The following is a 14,922-nucleotide window of genomic DNA, read 5'->3' as shown; positions in this document are numbered from 1 at the left end:
TACGCCGAAGGCGCGCGTGCGCGTCACCTGAAGAGCCCGTTGCCGCTCCGCCGCGGCGGCCGGGCGTGGACCCCGGCCCCCCAGGCGGCCCCGCCGCCGGCCGCACCACCCGCGCCTCCGGCCCCCGCGTCGCCTGCACCCAAACCGGCCGGCCCGCCGAACGCGGTGACGCCGAAGCCGCCGGGTCCCGTCGCGGGCGGTTGACCGGCCCGTCTGGTAGCGCGCCTACACTCGGCGGTGATGTCCCCTCATGACACTGCCGACCTGAGCGCAGCAATCCGCACCGCACTGGGGAAGGTGATCGACCCCGAGTTGCGGCGTCCGATCACCGAACTCGGAATGGTCAAGAGCATTGACACCGAGCCCGACGGCGGCGTGCACGTCGCGATCTACCTGACCACCGCCGCCTGCCCGAAGAAGACCGAAATCAGCGAGCGGGTCACCCAGGCCGTCTCCGATGTTCCGGGCACGGGGGCCGTGAAGGTCACCCTGGACGTGATGAACGACGAGCAGCGCACCGAACTGCGCAAGCAGTTACGGGGCGATGCCCGCGAGCCCGTCATCCCGTTCGCCCAGCCGAACTCGCTGACCCGGGTCTACGCGGTCGCGTCGGGGAAGGGCGGGGTGGGCAAGTCCACCGTCACCGTCAACCTGGCCGCCGCGATGGCCGCGCGCGGACTGTCCGTCGGCGTGCTGGACGCCGATATCCACGGCCACTCCATCCCGCGGATGATGGGTACCACCGACCGGCCCACCCAGGTCGAGTCGATGATCCTGCCGCCCATCGCCCACGAGGTGAAGGTCATCTCGATCGCCCAGTTCACCGAGGGCAACACACCGGTGGTGTGGCGCGGGCCGATGCTGCACCGTGCGCTGCAGCAGTTCCTGGCCGACGTCTATTGGGGCGACCTGGACGTGCTCTTACTGGACCTGCCGCCGGGCACCGGCGACATCGCCATCTCGGTGGCCCAGCTGATCCCGAGCGCCGAGCTGATGGTGGTGACAACGCCGCAGCTGGCCGCGGCCGAGGTCGCCGAGCGGGCGGGCAGCATCGCGATGCAAACCCGGCAACGCCTCGCCGGCGTGGTGGAGAACATGTCCGGTCTCACGCTGCCCGACGGTTCGACGTTGCAGGTGTTCGGCGAGGGCGGCGGCCGGCAGGTGGCCGAGCGGTTGTCCCGCGCCGTCGGCGCCGACGTGCCGCTGCTCGGCCAGATCCCGTTGGACCCCGCCCTGGTGGCCGCCGGCGATTCCGGCACCCCGATCGTGCTGAGCGCCCCCGACTCCCCCGCCGGCAAGGAACTGCGCAGCGTGGCCGACAAGCTGTCGGCACGCCGGCGCGGATTGGCGGGCGTGTCGCTGGGACTGGACCCGACGCGACGCTAACCCGTCGTCGACACTGAACCCAGGGCGACGGCACGCCGAGCACCTTCTGCCGGATTACAGTCTCGGCGCAGACGCTCAGGTCGCGTCGGCGTCGAACGGGGTCGGCCCGGAAAGGTGTTGCTCGGCTGTCGGCTGGGGCGGGGCTGCCGGCGTGACCGCCCCGGTGGCCGGTCGGTCGAAGTTGCCGGTGAGGAACGAATCGTCGCCGTCCAGCAGGTGCTTGGTCAGCGCGGCGCGGGGCGTCATCCCCCGCAGCTTCTGCAATTCGCTCAGCGGGACGCGCAGGTCGTCGAACTCGGGCCCCAGGTCTTCGCGCAGCTGGGTGGTCACCCCACTCAGGTAGTCGCGGGCCTGCCGCAGCGCGGTCGACGTCCAGCGGATCGCACCGGGAAGCCGCTCCGGGCCGAGCGGCGGGGCGGGTGGCGCGCCCAGCGGCGGGGCGCCCATCGGTGGCGCGGGCGGTGCGACGAGCGGCTGACCCCATGGCGGGGCGGCGTTCGGCGGCGGGCTCTGGGGGCCGACGCAGATGACGGTGCAGCCGGACAGGCGCGACGGGGCCTGCTGTGGGGTCGGGGCCATCCACGGGAACATCGGCTGCTGACCGGGGCTCTGCGGCGAGGTGAGGTCGATCAGCGGCATGCGCGCCAGGGGGTCGTCCGACGGCAGACCGTTGATGTTCATCGGCAGGTTGGGGCCGAGTCCCTCCGCATGCTCCAGGTGCGCGTCGGCGAGCGGAGGCGGCGGGCCCGTCATCGGAGGCAGGTCGACCGGAACCACGCCGGTGGCGTACGCCGAGGCCCACCCGAGCACGTTCTGCGCGTACGCCATCGAGTTGTTGTAGCGCAGGATCGCGGCCATCACCTGCGACGGGTCGCGGAGGTTGAGGCCGCCGCTGCACAGGTACCGGGCCGCGGCCAGCGTGGAGTCGAACAGGTTCTGCGGATCGGCAACGCCGTCGCCTTTACCGTCGGACGCGTAGCGCGCCCAGGTGCCGGGCAGGAACTGCATCGGCCCCATCGCGCGGGCGTAGGTGGGGCGATTGCCGGTGCTGCTCTGGAGGATGATCTCGTTGCCGGGCAGCGTGCCGTCCAGCGCCGGTCCATAGATCGGGACGACCGCGGTGCCGCGGGCATCAACCGCTCCTCCGCCCGCATGGCCCGACTCGATGCGCCCGATGCCGGCCAGCAGGTTCCAGCTGACCCCGCAGCCCGGCGCGGCCACGGCCATCTTCTGTTCGGCGTTGCGATAGGCCGCGAGCGCGATGCTCGGAATGCCAAGCGCGCCCGGCGCATTGACGATCATCGGCTTCGGGGGAGCCGACAAGGCCGGCTCGGCGACGTGGAACGCGTTCGGCGAGCGGTCGATGGACACGACGGCCGGCCCCGAGAGGTCGGGGAAGGCGGGGGAGACGGCGGCCACCGGCGCCACGTTCGCGTGCACCGGGGGGAGCTTCTCGGGGAGCGAGGGCGCGGCACCGCTTACGGCGCCCGCGAAAACCAGGGGAGTGATAGTGGCTACGCCGAAGGCGCGCGTGCGCGTCACCTGAAGAGCCCGTTGCCGCTCCGCCGCGGCGGCCGGGCGTGGACCCCGGCGTCCCCCAATGCGCACTCGACCGTCCTAGGTATGTGAGCTGGTCAACTGCTTCTCAGCCGTGAACTAGATCACCATACATAACTCTTGTGACCAGAGTGGCGCAATGGTCGGAACTGGTTCTCAACCCGATTTCTTAGTCGCGCGCTCCGCGCCGTCACCGCCCGGCGCCGCCCCGTAGTCCTCGGATTCGGGGTCCAAACCGGCCAGCAGCGAGCGCAGATCCTCGAGCTCGTGGCGCAGATACTCGCGGGTCACGACCTCGCCGACCGCGAGCCGGACCGCCGCGAGCTCGCGCGCCAGGAACTCGGTGTCGGCTTTGGTCTGGGAGGCGCGGTGGCGGTCCTGTTCGAGCGCGACGCGGTCCCGGTTTTCCTGACGATTCTGGGCGAGCAGAATCAGCGGCGCCGCGTAGGCGGCCTGCGTGGAGAAGGCCAGGTTGAGCAAGATGAACGGATAGGGGTCCCAGCGCAGCCCCACGGCGAACAGGTTCACCGCGATCCACGCGAACACGATGATCGTCTGCACCAGCAGGTAGCGGCCGGTGCCGAAGAAACGGGCGATGGACTCGGTGATCTGGCCGACGGCCTCGGGGTCCAGGCGTGGCGAGTACCTGCGCGACGTCCGCGGGGTGTAGAGCCGGCGCGGGGCCGAGGACTTGCTCACGCGGATCCTCCCAGTTCTTCCAGCCGGCCGGCGGCGTCGAGCGCCTGCACATCCACGCGCCAGTCGTGCGGCAACAGGTGATCGAGCAGATCGTCCACCGTCACCGCGCCCAACAGATGGTTCTGATCATCGAGTACCGGCCCGCACACCAGGTTGTACGCCGCCAGGTAGCGCGTCACCGCCCCCAGCGGCGTCTCCGGGGTCAGGGTGAGCAGGTCGTTGTCGACGATCCCGCCGACCAGCTCGGCCGGCGGTTCGCGAAGCAGCCGCTGCAGCTGCACGCAGCCCAAGTAGCGGCCGGTGGGGGTGGCCGTGGGCGGCCGCACCACGAACACCATGGACGACAGGGCCGGGGTGAGGTCCGGATCGCGGACCCGGGCCAACGCCTCGGCGACCGACGTGTCGGGCGTCAACACCACCGGATCGGAGGTCATCAGGCCGCCCGCCGTGTCCGGCGAGTGCGCCAGCAGCCGGCGCACCGGGGCCGAATCGTCGGGGTCCATCCGCGTCAGCAGCATCTCGGCGTCCGTCGGATTGAGCACGCCGAGCAGGTCGGCGGCGTCGTCGGGGTCCATCTCCTCGAGGACGTCGGCGGAGCGTTCGGTGCCCAGCTCGGACAGCACGTCGGCCTGGTCCAGCTCGGGCAGTTCCTGCAGGACGTCCGCCAGCCGGTCGTCGTCGAGCGCTTTGAGCACCTCGTAGCGCCGCTTGGGCGGCAGGCCGCGGATGGCGTCGGCGACGTCCACCGCCTTCCAGCCCTCGAACTGGCTCAGCAGCTGCGCCACCCCCTGGCCCGGCAGCGCCAGCGCCGACGGGCTCAGGCCCTGCACGTGGTACCAATCCACGACGTGCACGGGGCCACGCCGGCCGAGCCGCCGCTGGCTGCGGACGGCGACCCGGCTCACCATCCAGTCGCGGGTCCGCGTCTGTTCGATGCCCAGGTCCGTGATGACGACGTCCAGGCCGGCCAGCTCCGGAAGCGCGGGATCGTTGACCTTCACCTGGGTGTCGAGCACCTGGCCGATCGCCAGCACCTCGCCCGGGCGCTGCTCGAAGTGGCGCAGGGAGACGCTCCCGGTGTTCAGGGTGACGGCCTCCGGCTCGATCGCGGCGACCCGGAGCATCGGGATGAAGATGCTGCGCCGCGTCGCCAGGTCGACGACCAGACCCAGGACGCGGGGTTGCTGACGCACGATGCTGATGCCGATCACGACATCGCGGATCCGGCCGAAGGATTCGCCGAGCGGACCCAGCACCAACATCCGCGAGAGCCGGGCGATGTAAACCCTGTTGACCGATGCCATGGGGAAAGCCTAGGCAGCCGCCGTCGACGCGGTGGATGGCGGCGGTGGTGGATCGGCTACGGCAAAGCTGCTAACGCGAGTGCAGCGCGAACATGAAGACGATCAGGCTCACCACCAAGGTCGCGATGCCGATGACGATGCCGGCAACCGCGAGGCCGTAGCCGTCTTGCTGGGTGCGCTTGATTTCGTTCATCGCGACCACGCCCAGCACGATGGCCACGATCGAGCCGACGCAGCAACAGAACACGCCGGTGAACGACGAGATGAGCGACGCGATGGCGAGCTTGTTCGTCCCCGGTTTCAGTCCGCTCGGTGACCCGTAGCCGCCGAGGTAGTCCGGGGCCGGGTAATAGCCGCCCGGGTAGGGCGGCGGTCCGTAGCCTCCGGGCGGCCCACCGAATTGGGCCGGCCCGGCTTGGTACGGCGGCGCGCCATAACCGGACGGTTGGTCATATCCGGGCGGCGGCCCATAGCCCGGAGGCGGCGGGTATTGGGCCGCGTAACCGGGGTGGTATTCGGTGGGATAGCCCGGCGGCGGGTATGCCGGCGGCGGATATTCGGGCGCCGCCCCCGATGGCGGCGGTTCCCACGGCGGCTGCGGCGCGTCCGGGGCGTCGCCGCCGGCGGGGAACGGTTTGGCCTGGTCGTCGTGGGAGCGTTCGCCGAAGCCATCGCCGGGCGCTGTCATGCTGTTCAACCTAGCCGATGCGAAATCGGCGAATCGGGCGCGAATCGCCGCCGGCCGCCGGGCCGGGGGCGACCTGTTTTCGCAGGTTGGCGAGCGGTCGCTGGATAGGCTAAAAGGGCCCGAGATGTGCCGTTGGCCGTGGCGGAGGAGAATGAGCACCAATGACTAGTCCTTTCCAGCCCGGTCAAGTTCCCGGCGCCACCCCCCCGGGCGCGGCGGCGGGCCGCCGCGGCGTCCCCGGACTACCGACGCCGCCCAAGGGTTGGCCGGTCGGGTCGTATCCCACCTACGCCGAGGCGCAGCGCGCCGTCGACTATCTCTCCGAGCAGCAGTTCCCGGTTCAGCAGGTGATCATCGTCGGCGTCGACCTGATGCAGGTCGAACGCGTCACCGGCAGGCTGACGTGGCCCAAGGTCCTCGGCGGTGGTGTGCTGAGCGGCGCCTGGCTGGGTTTGTTCATCGGGTTGGTGCTCGGCTTCTTCAGCCCGAATCCGTGGGCGGCGCTGGCCACGGGTCTGGTCGCCGGGGTCTTCTTCGGGCTGATCACCTCCGCCGTGCCGTACGCGATGGCCCGCGGCACAAGGGATTTCAGCTCGACGATGCAATTGGTGGCCGGCCGCTACGACGTGCTCTGCGATCCGCAGAACGCGGAGAAGGCGCGGGACCTGTTGGCGCGCTTGGCGATTTGAGGCCGCGCGCGAGAGGTGTGAATCCAGTGGTGAATCGTCGTCGGCGCCTGCGACGGGCGGCCGCCATCGCGTTGGCGACGCTCACCCTCACCGCGGCGGTGCCGGCGTGCGGGAACTCCGGCACCGGGGTGGTGATCACGTTTTTCACGCCGGCCACCGATTCGGCCGCCTTCACCGCCGTCGCCCAGGAGTGCACCAAGCAACTGGCAGGCCGGTTCGCCATCCAGCACGTGAGCCTGCCCAGGGGGCCGGGCGAGCAGCGGGTGCAGCTGGCGCGGCGGCTCAGCGCTCACGACCGCGGCCTGGATGTGATGGCGCTGGACGTGGTGTGGACCGCGGAGTTCGCCGAGGCGGGTTGGGCGCTGCCGCTGTCGGACGATCCCGCGGGGCGGGCCGACGCCGACGCCGGCGCTGACACCTTGCCGGGTCCGTTGGCGACGGCGCGTTGGAAGCACCGGCTGTATGCCGCGCCCGTCGCCACCAATACCGAATTACTCTGGTACCGGCCAGATTTGGTGCACCAACCGCCGCCAGACTGGGATGCGATGGTGGCCGAGGCCGCACGGCTGCACGCCGAGGGTCAGCCCGCCTGGATAGCGGTGCAGGCGAACGAGGGCGAGGGTCTGGTGGTGTGGTTCAACACGCTGCTGGTCAGCGGCGGCGGTCAGGTGCTCTCCGAGGACGGCCGCCAGGTCACCTTGACCGACACCCCCGCGCACCGGGTCGCGACAGTCAACGCGTTGCGCATCCTGAGGGCGGTGGCCACCGCCCCCGGCGCCGATCCCTCGATCACCCGGACCGACGAGGGCACGGCGCGGCTCGCGGTCGAGCAGGGCAAGGCCGCACTGGAGGTCAACTGGCCCTACGTGCTGGCCTCCATGCTGGAAAACGCGGTGAAGGGCGGTGTCCCCTTCCTGCCGCTGAATGCCGATCCGGCGCTGGCCGGCAGCATCAACGACGTCGGGATGTTCGTGCCCAGCGACGAGCAGTTCCGCATCGCCTACGACGCCAGCCGGAAGGTCTTTGGTTTCGCGCCGTATCCCAGCGTGGCGCCGCCCCGGCCCGCCAAGGTGACGATCGGGGGGCTCAACCTGGCGGTGGCCAGCACCACCCGCCACCGCGCGGAGGCATTCGAGGCGGTGCGCTGCCTGCGCAGCCCGCAGAGCCAGAAGTACGTTTCGATGCAAGGCGGGCTGCCCGCGGTGCGGACGTCGTTGTACTCCGACCCGCAGTTCCAGGCCAAGTATCCGATGTACACGGTCATTCGCCGGCAGCTCACCGACGCCGCCGTCCGGCCGGCGACGCCGGTCTATCAGGCGTTGTCGCTGCGGCTGTCCGCCACGTTGAGCCCCGTCACCCGGATCGACCCGGAGCGGACGGCAGACGAGCTCGCCGCGCAGGCGCAGAAGGCCATCGACGGCAAGGGGCTGTTACCGTGACCGCCACCGCCGTGCAGCCGCATGAGGCCGCCGTCGCCCCGCGGACCCGGAGCCGAAACCGGCTGTCGGAGCGGCGACTTGCCTTCGCGCTCGTCGCGCCCGCGGCCATGCTGATGCTGGCGGTGACCGCCTACCCGATCGGGTACGCGGTATGGCTGAGCCTGCAGCGCAACAACCTCGCCACCCCCAACGACACCGCGTTCGTCGGTTTGAGCAACTACCAAACCATCCTGACCGACCGGTATTGGTGGACCGCGCTTGCGGTAACCCTGGGCATCACAGCGGTTTCCGTGTCGCTCGAGTTCGTGTTGGGGCTGGCGCTGGCGTTGGTGATGCATCGCACCCTGGTCGGCAAGGGCCTGGTGCGTACCGCGGTGCTCATCCCGTACGGCATCGTCACCGTTGTCGCGTCCTACAGCTGGTACTACGCGTGGACGCCGGGCACCGGTTACCTGGCAAACCTGTTGCCGCACGGCAGCGCGCCGTTGACCCAGCAGATTCCGTCGCTGGGCATCGTCGTCCTCGCCGAGGTCTGGAAGACGACGCCGTTCATGTCGCTGCTGCTGTTGGCCGGCCTGGCGATGGTGCCCGAGGACCTGCTCAAGGCGGCCCAAGTCGACGGCGCCGGGCCGTGGCGGCGGCTGATGCGCGTCACCTTGCCCATCATCAAGCCGGCGGTCATTGTCGCGTTGCTGTTCCGTACGCTGGACGCTTTCCGCATCTTCGACAACATCTACGTGCTCACCGACGGCGCCAACAACACCGATTCGGTGTCAATCCTGGGCTACGACAACCTGTTCAAGGGATTCAATGTCGGACTGGGTTCGGCGATCAGCGTGTTGATCTTCGTCTGTGTGGGCATCATCGCGCTGGTTTACATCAAGGTGTTCGGCGCGGCCGCGCCCGGTGGTGACCTCGATGGCCGCTGACCAGGCATGGGCGCGGGGAGGCGCCCGGCGGGCGGCGGTCTGGGCCGTGGTAGACGCCGTGGTCGTGGTGTACGCACTTGTACCGGTGTTGTGGATCGTCAGCCTCTCGCTCAAGCCTACGTCAACGGTCAAGGACGGCAAGCTGTTTCCGTCGTCGGTGTCGTTCGAGAACTACCGCGGCATCTTCCGCGGCGACTTGTTCGGTGCGGCGTTGGTGAACTCGATCGGAATCGGTTTGACCACCACCGCGATCGCGGTGGTGCTCGGCGCGATGGCCGCCTACGCGATCGCGCGGCTCAGCTTCCCCGGCAAGCGCGTGCTGATCGGGGCGACCCTGCTGGTTACGATGTTCCCCGCCATCTCGCTGGTCACCCCGCTGTTCAACATCGAACGCTTCGTCGGGTTGTTCGACACCTGGCCGGGCCTGATCCTGCCTTACATCACATTCGCTCTGCCGCTTGCCATCTACACGTTGTCGGCGTTCTTCCGGGAGATTCCGTGGGACCTGGAAAAGGCGGCGAAAATGGACGGCGCCACACCGGCCCAGGCATTCCGCAAGGTGATCGCCCCGCTGGCCGCACCCGGGGTGGTGACCGCCGCCATCCTGGTGTTCATCTTCGCCTGGAACGACCTCCTGCTGGCGCTGTCGCTGACCGCCACCAAGGCGGCGATCACGGCGCCGGTGGCGATCGCGAACTTCGGTGGCAGTTCGCAATTCGAGGAGCCGACCGGATCGATCGCGGCCGGTGCGGTCGTGATCACGGTCCCGATCATCCTGTTTGTTCTAATCTTCCAACGACGAATCATCGCCGGGTTGACCTCTGGCGCGGTGAAGGGATAGCGCGATGGCCGAGATTGTGCTGGACCATGTCAGCAAGAGCTACCCCGACGGCGCCGTGGCGGTGCAAGACCTCAGCATCACCATCGCCGACGGCGAATTCCTCATCCTGGTGGGACCTTCGGGCTGCGGCAAGACGACGACGCTGAACATGATTGCCGGCCTCGAGGACATCTCCTCCGGAGAGCTGCGCATCGGCGGCGAGCGCGTGAACGAGAAGGCGCCCAGGGACCGCGACATCGCGATGGTCTTCCAGTCGTACGCGCTGTACCCGCACATGACCGTGCGGCAGAACATCGCGTTCCCCCTGACGCTGGCCAAGATGAAGAAGGCGGAGATCGCCCAGAAGGTGGCGGAGACCGCCAAAACCCTTGACCTGACCGAACTGCTGGACCGTAAGCCGGCCCAACTGTCGGGCGGGCAGCGACAGCGGGTCGCGATGGGCCGGGCGATCGTGCGCCACCCCAAGGCCTTCTTGATGGACGAGCCGCTGTCGAACCTGGACGCCAAGCTGCGCGTCCAGATGCGCGGCGAGATAGCCCGCCTGCAGAAACGGCTGGGCACCACCACCGTGTATGTCACCCATGATCAGACCGAGGCGATGACGCTGGGCGACCGGGTGGTGGTGATGCACGGCGGCGTCGCGCAGCAGATCGGCACCCCGGACGAGCTATACGAACACCCGGCCAACCTGTTCGTCGCGGGGTTCATCGGTTCACCGGCGATGAACTTCTTCCCGGCCACCTTGACCGGCATCGGGCTGAAACTGCCGTTCGGGGAAGTGATGCTGGCCCCCGAAGTCCAACAGCTGATCTCGCGGCACCCGGCGCCGGAGAACGTCATCGTCGGGGTGCGGCCCGAGCATCTGCACGACGCGGCGTTGATCGACGGATACCAGCGGATCAGGGCGCTCACCTTCGAGGTGAAGGTCGACTTGGTCGAGTCGTTGGGCGCCGACAAGTTCGTGTACTTCTCCACGGCGGGGTGGACGGCGCACTCCGCGCAGTTGGACGAGCTGGCCGCCCAGGGCGAGGCGCACGAAAACCAGTTCGTGGCAAGAGTTCCCGCGGAATCCAAGGCGGCGATCGGGCGGTCGATCGAGTTGGCGTTCGACACCACGAAGTTGGCCGTCTTCGACGCAGGCTCGGGGGCGAACCTCACCGTTGCGCCTTCTGAGGAGCAGTGACCCCGATTCTGGACCAGGTGCGAACGCACCTGCGTCGCCACTTCGCCGACAGCGAACCCGATTCGGCGAGCGTGACTTTCCTGGGCGCCGAACCCATCGAGGTGTTGCGTTTCCGCGGCGGCGACGGGTTGGTGCAGTACGTGTCGCTGGGCTGTTCGCGCTACCCGATGACCGACCCCACGCAGCTCGTCGACGACCAGACGCGGGGCCCCCGCGCCGAGGTCGTCCTGCGCCTGCGTGATCCGGGACCCGTCACCGGCATCGCCCGCAGCCTGGCGGTGCTGGCCGCAACGCCGGCCGTCGAGGGTCTGGTGCTCACGGCCGACGCGTTGGTCGACCTCGGCGCGCCGCTGTGGGCGCGGGCCGCCGGACGGGTACCGTTCACCGCGGTGTTGTTGGGCCCCAGCGACATCGAAGATCTGCCGCCGGAACCGCCGCGCGATCCGGTGCAATTCCTCTCGGCGACGCCCATCACGGCGACCGAGGCGGCCTGGGTGCGGCTCAAGGGCGCCGACGCCATGCGACAGGCCTGGCAGAACGACGGCGTCGACGTGCTGAACCCGAATCGCCCTGCCGCACAACCGCGTTGAACGGTCACGAACTCGCCGCCCCGGAACGCACCTTAAAGCGCAGAGCAAACGCGGCTAGAGCCAGTTGTTGCGCCGGAACTGGAAGTACAGCGCCAGACAGGCCAGTGTCATCGCGGCCATGATCCCCGGGTAACCCCACGTCCAGTTCAACTCGGGCATGAAGTGGAAGTTCATCCCGTAGATGGCGGCGACCATGGTGGGCACCGCCAAGATGCCGGCCCAGGCCGCCATCTTGCGCATGTCGTTGTTCTGCTGCATCCCGACCCGGGCCAGCGCCGCCTGGATCAGCGAGTTGAGCATGTCGTCGTAGCTCGAGATCTGGTCTGCGGCCTGCGATTGATGGTCGGAGACGTCTCGCAGGTAACGCCGCACCTCTTTGGAAATTAGGTCCTTGTTCTCCACCTGAATGCGGTGGAATGCCACGGACAGCGGGCTGACGCAGCGGCGCAGTTCGACGACCTCGCGCTTGAGCAGATAGATCGGTTCGACGTCGATCTTGCTGCCCGGCGCGAACGCCACCTCCTCGATGCTGTCGATGTCGGATTCGATCAGGCTGCTCACCTGGAGGTAGTGGTCCACCACGTCGTCGGCGATGGCGTGCATTACCGCGAACGGGCCCAGCCGCAGCTGCTCGGGATCGGCGTCCATCCGCTTGCGCACCTCGGAGAGGCCGCCGTGCTCCCCGTGGCGCACGGTGATCACGAAGTCCTTGCCGACGAAAACCATGATCTCGCCGGTCTCGACGATCTGCCGGGCGGCCACCACCGACTCGTGCGGGACGTAGGTGACCGTCTTGAGGACGAAGAACACCGTGTCGTCGTAGCGCTCCAGCTTGGGCCGCTGGTGCGCACAGACGGCGTCCTCGACGGCCAGCGGGTGCATCCCGAAAAGGTCCGCGACTTCCTGCATCTCGGCGAGGTCCGGCTCGCGCAGGCCGACCCAGACGAACGCGTCGTGCCCGAGCATTTCGATCTGGCGCACTTTGTCGCGCGCGGCGTCATAGCTGAATTTCCCGGGCAGCCGGTGGCCGTCGGCGTACACGGCGCAGTCGACCAACGTCTCGTTCGGGGAGCGCGGCTGCGGCTCGGGTTGCGGGGGGCGCGGTTCCTGCGCGAGCGGTCGAAGCGCCTCGGGCAATGCGTCAAAACCCTGGAACACATCCACCTCCGATCGCAGCGCAGGTCTGACCAGGCGGTGCTCCATGGTACGCGTCCCGGCTTGCCGAAGGGCGACGATCCGTTTGCGCGGAAAACGGTCGGGTATTGGACCGGAGATTGGCAGCCCGCAACGGTGCGCTAGTTTCGTGCCGAGACCCGAACAGCATGACTACCTCCACAAGGAGCATTTCGACGTGAGCGCAAGTCCACTCAAGGTTGCCGTCACCGGCGCCGCCGGCCAGATCGGCTACAGCCTGTTGTTCCGCCTGGCGAGCGGTTCGCTGCTGGGCCCCGACCGCCCGATCGAGCTGCGTCTGCTCGAGATCGAGCCGGCGCTCAAGGCGCTCGAGGGCGTCGTGATGGAGCTCGACGACTGCGCGTTCCCGCTGCTGGCCGGGGTCGAAATCGGTGCGGACGCGAACAAGATCTTCGACGGTGTGAACCTGGCGCTGCTGGTCGGCGCGCGGCCGCGGGGCCCGGGCATGGAGCGCAGCGACCTGCTGGAGGCCAACGGCGCGATCTTCACCGCGCAGGGCAAGGCGCTGAACTCCGTCGCCGCCGACGACGTTCGGATCGGCGTGACCGGTAACCCGGCCAACACCAACGCGCTGATCGCGCTGAGCAACGCCCCCGACATCCCCAAGGAGCGGTTCTCCGCCCTGACCCGCCTGGACCACAACCGGGCCATCTCGCAGCTGGCCAAGAAGACCGGCGCCAAGGTCACCGACATCAAGAAGATGACGATCTGGGGCAACCACTCCGCCACCCAGTACCCCGACATCTTCCACGCCGAGGTCGGTAGCAAGAACGCCGCCGAGGTGGTCAACGACCAGAACTGGATCGAGAACGACTTCATCCCGACGGTCGCCAAGCGCGGTGCCGCGATCATCGACGCGCGCGGCGCCTCCTCGGCCGCCTCGGCCGCGTCGGCGACCATCGACGCCGCCCGCTCGTGGCTGCTGGGCAGTCCCGAGGGTGACTGGGTGTCGATGGCGGTCTTCTCCGACGGCTCCTACGGCGTGCCCGAAGGCATCGTCTCGTCGTTCCCGGTGACCACCAAGGACGGCGACTGGTCGATCGTGCAGGGGCTCGACATCGACGACTTCTCCCGCGGTCGCATCGACAAGTCGACCGCCGAGCTGGTCGACGAGCGCAACGCGGTGACCGAGCTCGGTTTGATCTGATCCCACCGCCGAAATCCGTCCCGAAAGGATTAGGTCTACTAATCGGTAGTCAGTACCCTGGGGCGCGTGTCCGAGTTGATTGAATCGATACAGACGCGCGCCGAGCACGGCGCGATCACCGACGCGGAGATCTTCCAGGCACACGTAGGCGGCAAGCTGTCCGTAGGCCCGACGGCGCCGCTGGACACCCAGCGCGCGTTGTCCATCGCCTATACCCCGGGCGTGGCGCAGGTCAGTCGCGCGATAGCCGCCGATCCCAGCCAGGCCGCCCGGTACACGTGGGCGAGCCGGCTCGTCGCCGTCGTCAGCGACGGCAGCGCGGTGCTGGGCCTCGGCGACATCGGACCCGCGGCGTCGCTGCCGGTGATGGAGGGCAAGTGCGCCCTGTTCCAGGCCTACGGCGGGCTGAACGCGATCCCCATCGTGCTGGACACCAAGGATCCCGACGAGATCGTGGAAACCCTGGTGCGACTGCGCCCCACGTTCGGCGCCGTCAACTTGGAGGACATCTCGGCGCCACGCTGCTTCGAGATCGAACGGCGAGTGATCGAGGCGCTGGACTGTCCGGTGATGCACGACGACCAGCACGGCACGGCGATCGTCGCATTGGCGGCGCTCATGGGCGCCACCAAGCTGCTCGGTCGGGATATGACGTCGTTGCGGGTGGTGGTCTCCGGCGCCGGGGCAGCGGGCATCGCGTGCACGAATCTGCTTCTGGCGATGGGTGTTTCGGATATCACCGTGCTCGACTCGCGCGGGATTCTGCACACCGGGCGCGACGACATGAACAGCGTCAAGAGCTTGCTGGCGCAGCGGACGAACCCGGACGGTCTCACCGGCAGCATGGCGGAAGCCCTGCGCGGCGCCGACGTGTTTCTCGGCGTGTCCGGGGGCGTGGTGCCCGAGGAGATGATCGCCACGATGGCGCCGAGCGCTATCGTCTTCGCGCTGTCCAACCCCGATCCGGAGATCCACCCGCAGATCGCGGCCAGGTACGCCGCCGTGGTGGCCACGGGGCGCAGCGACTTCCCCAACCAGATCAACAACGTGCTGGCCTTCCCCGGTGTATTCCGGGGGGCGCTGGATGCCGGCGCGCGCAGGATCACCGAAAAGATGATGGTGGCCGCGGCCGAGGCGATCTTCTCGGTCGTCAGCGATGACCTGGCTTTCGACCGGATCGTCCCCAGCCCGCTGGACCTGCGCGTCGGGCACGCGGTCGCCACGGCGGTCGCGCTGGCCGCAGATCCCGCAGACATCGCGGGGTGAGAACCGGCTG

13 protein-coding genes and 1 pseudogene are annotated in these 14,922 nt (G+C 68.8%); 9 read left to right on the top strand and 5 right to left on the bottom strand.

Going from position 1 to position 14,922, the window contains the following annotated elements; genetic code table 11:
• Positions 1-213 precede the first annotated feature (213 nt).
• Positions 214-1,386: an Mrp/NBP35 family ATP-binding protein gene (locus tag A5704_RS03795; RefSeq protein ID WP_156670184.1), complete on the top strand. Its 1,173-nt coding sequence runs from the start codon at positions 214-216 to the stop codon at positions 1,384-1,386.
• A gap of 408 nt (positions 1,387-1,794) precedes the next feature.
• Here A5704_RS03795 and A5704_RS03785 read toward each other — a convergent pair.
• The 4 genes and pseudogenes from A5704_RS03785 to A5704_RS03770 all read right to left on the bottom strand — a co-directional run.
• Positions 1,795-2,994: pseudogene (locus A5704_RS03785) on the bottom strand (lytic transglycosylase domain-containing protein); the annotation flags it as partial.
• A gap of 105 nt (positions 2,995-3,099) precedes the next feature.
• Entirely contained in the window at positions 3,100-3,642 is a 543-nt protein-coding gene (locus A5704_RS03780; RefSeq protein ID WP_067757930.1) for a DUF1003 domain-containing protein, read from the bottom strand.
• The gene (locus tag A5704_RS03775) at positions 3,639-4,946 is read right to left on the bottom strand and encodes a magnesium transporter MgtE N-terminal domain-containing protein (RefSeq protein ID WP_067757927.1); all 1,308 of its coding nucleotides are present in this window, start codon (positions 4,944-4,946) and stop codon (positions 3,639-3,641) included. Before A5704_RS03775 ends, A5704_RS03780 begins: the two co-directional genes overlap by 4 nt.
• A gap of 70 nt (positions 4,947-5,016) precedes the next feature.
• On the bottom strand, positions 5,017-5,634 hold the full coding sequence (locus A5704_RS03770) for a DUF4190 domain-containing protein (RefSeq protein WP_067757924.1): 618 nt from the start codon (positions 5,632-5,634) through the stop codon (positions 5,017-5,019).
• Positions 5,635-5,795: 161 nt separating this feature from the next.
• Between A5704_RS03770 and A5704_RS03765 the strand changes: the two genes are divergently transcribed.
• From A5704_RS03765 to A5704_RS03740, 6 genes are all read left to right on the top strand, one after another.
• Complete coding sequence (locus A5704_RS03765; RefSeq protein ID WP_067757921.1) at positions 5,796-6,323, top strand: general stress protein; 528 nt, start codon at positions 5,796-5,798, stop codon at positions 6,321-6,323.
• Between the two features lie 26 nt (positions 6,324-6,349).
• Positions 6,350-7,762, top strand: coding sequence for an extracellular solute-binding protein (locus A5704_RS03760; RefSeq protein ID WP_067887446.1), 1,413 nt, complete (start codon positions 6,350-6,352; stop codon positions 7,760-7,762).
• A gap of 107 nt (positions 7,763-7,869) precedes the next feature.
• Complete coding sequence (locus A5704_RS03755; RefSeq protein WP_231968770.1) at positions 7,870-8,691, top strand: carbohydrate ABC transporter permease; 822 nt, start codon at positions 7,870-7,872, stop codon at positions 8,689-8,691.
• Positions 8,681-9,532 carry a carbohydrate ABC transporter permease gene (locus A5704_RS03750; protein ID WP_067784067.1) on the top strand — a complete coding sequence of 284 codons (852 nt, stop codon included), beginning with the start codon at positions 8,681-8,683 and terminating at the stop codon, positions 9,530-9,532. The genes A5704_RS03755 and A5704_RS03750 overlap by 11 nt, the downstream gene beginning before the upstream one ends.
• Positions 9,533-9,536: 4 nt before the next feature.
• On the top strand, positions 9,537-10,715 hold the full coding sequence (locus tag A5704_RS03745) for an ABC transporter ATP-binding protein (protein WP_067757915.1): 1,179 nt from the start codon (positions 9,537-9,539) through the stop codon (positions 10,713-10,715).
• Positions 10,712-11,305: a suppressor of fused domain protein gene (locus tag A5704_RS03740; protein WP_067887443.1), complete on the top strand. Its 594-nt coding sequence runs from the start codon at positions 10,712-10,714 to the stop codon at positions 11,303-11,305. Before A5704_RS03745 ends, A5704_RS03740 begins: the two co-directional genes overlap by 4 nt.
• 54 nt (positions 11,306-11,359) lie before the next feature.
• Here A5704_RS03740 and corA read toward each other — a convergent pair whose 3' ends face one another.
• Positions 11,360-12,463 carry a magnesium/cobalt transporter CorA gene (corA, locus tag A5704_RS03735; RefSeq protein ID WP_067757938.1) on the bottom strand — a complete coding sequence of 368 codons (1,104 nt, stop codon included), beginning with the start codon at positions 12,461-12,463 and terminating at the stop codon, positions 11,360-11,362.
• 193 nt (positions 12,464-12,656) lie between these two features.
• On the opposite strand from corA, the gene A5704_RS03730 reads away from it, so the two are divergent.
• Together A5704_RS03730 and A5704_RS03725 are read left to right on the top strand one after the other, a co-directional pair.
• Positions 12,657-13,646 carry a malate dehydrogenase gene (locus tag A5704_RS03730; protein WP_067757935.1) on the top strand — a complete coding sequence of 330 codons (990 nt, stop codon included), beginning with the start codon at positions 12,657-12,659 and terminating at the stop codon, positions 13,644-13,646.
• Positions 13,647-13,712: 66 nt separating this feature from the next.
• Complete coding sequence (locus A5704_RS03725; RefSeq protein ID WP_067757909.1) at positions 13,713-14,912, top strand: NADP-dependent malic enzyme; 1,200 nt, start codon at positions 13,713-13,715, stop codon at positions 14,910-14,912.
• Positions 14,913-14,922 lie beyond the last annotated feature (10 nt).

The organism is Mycobacterium sp. E735 (assembly GCF_001666955.1).
Classification (GTDB): Bacteria; Actinomycetota; Actinomycetes; order Mycobacteriales; family Mycobacteriaceae; genus Mycobacterium.
This window is presented reverse-complemented; position numbering and strand designations above follow the sequence as displayed.

Excerpts from the sequence above, each read along its gene's own strand:
- A5704_RS03745 (WP_067757915.1), top strand. The coding sequence starts at position 9,537 with ATGGCCGAGATTGTGCTGGACCATGTCAGCAAGAGCTACCCCGACGGC.
- A5704_RS03755 (WP_231968770.1), top strand. The coding sequence starts at position 7,870 with ATGCTGATGCTGGCGGTGACCGCCTACCCGATCGGGTACGCGGTATGG.
- A5704_RS03750 (WP_067784067.1), top strand. The coding sequence starts at position 8,681 with ATGGCCGCTGACCAGGCATGGGCGCGGGGAGGCGCCCGGCGGGCGGCG.
- A5704_RS03775 (WP_067757927.1), bottom strand. The coding sequence starts at position 4,946 with ATGGCATCGGTCAACAGGGTTTACATCGCCCGGCTCTCGCGGATGTTG.
- A5704_RS03765 (WP_067757921.1), top strand. The coding sequence starts at position 5,796 with ATGACTAGTCCTTTCCAGCCCGGTCAAGTTCCCGGCGCCACCCCCCCG.
- A5704_RS03770 (WP_067757924.1), bottom strand. The coding sequence starts at position 5,634 with ATGACAGCGCCCGGCGATGGCTTCGGCGAACGCTCCCACGACGACCAG.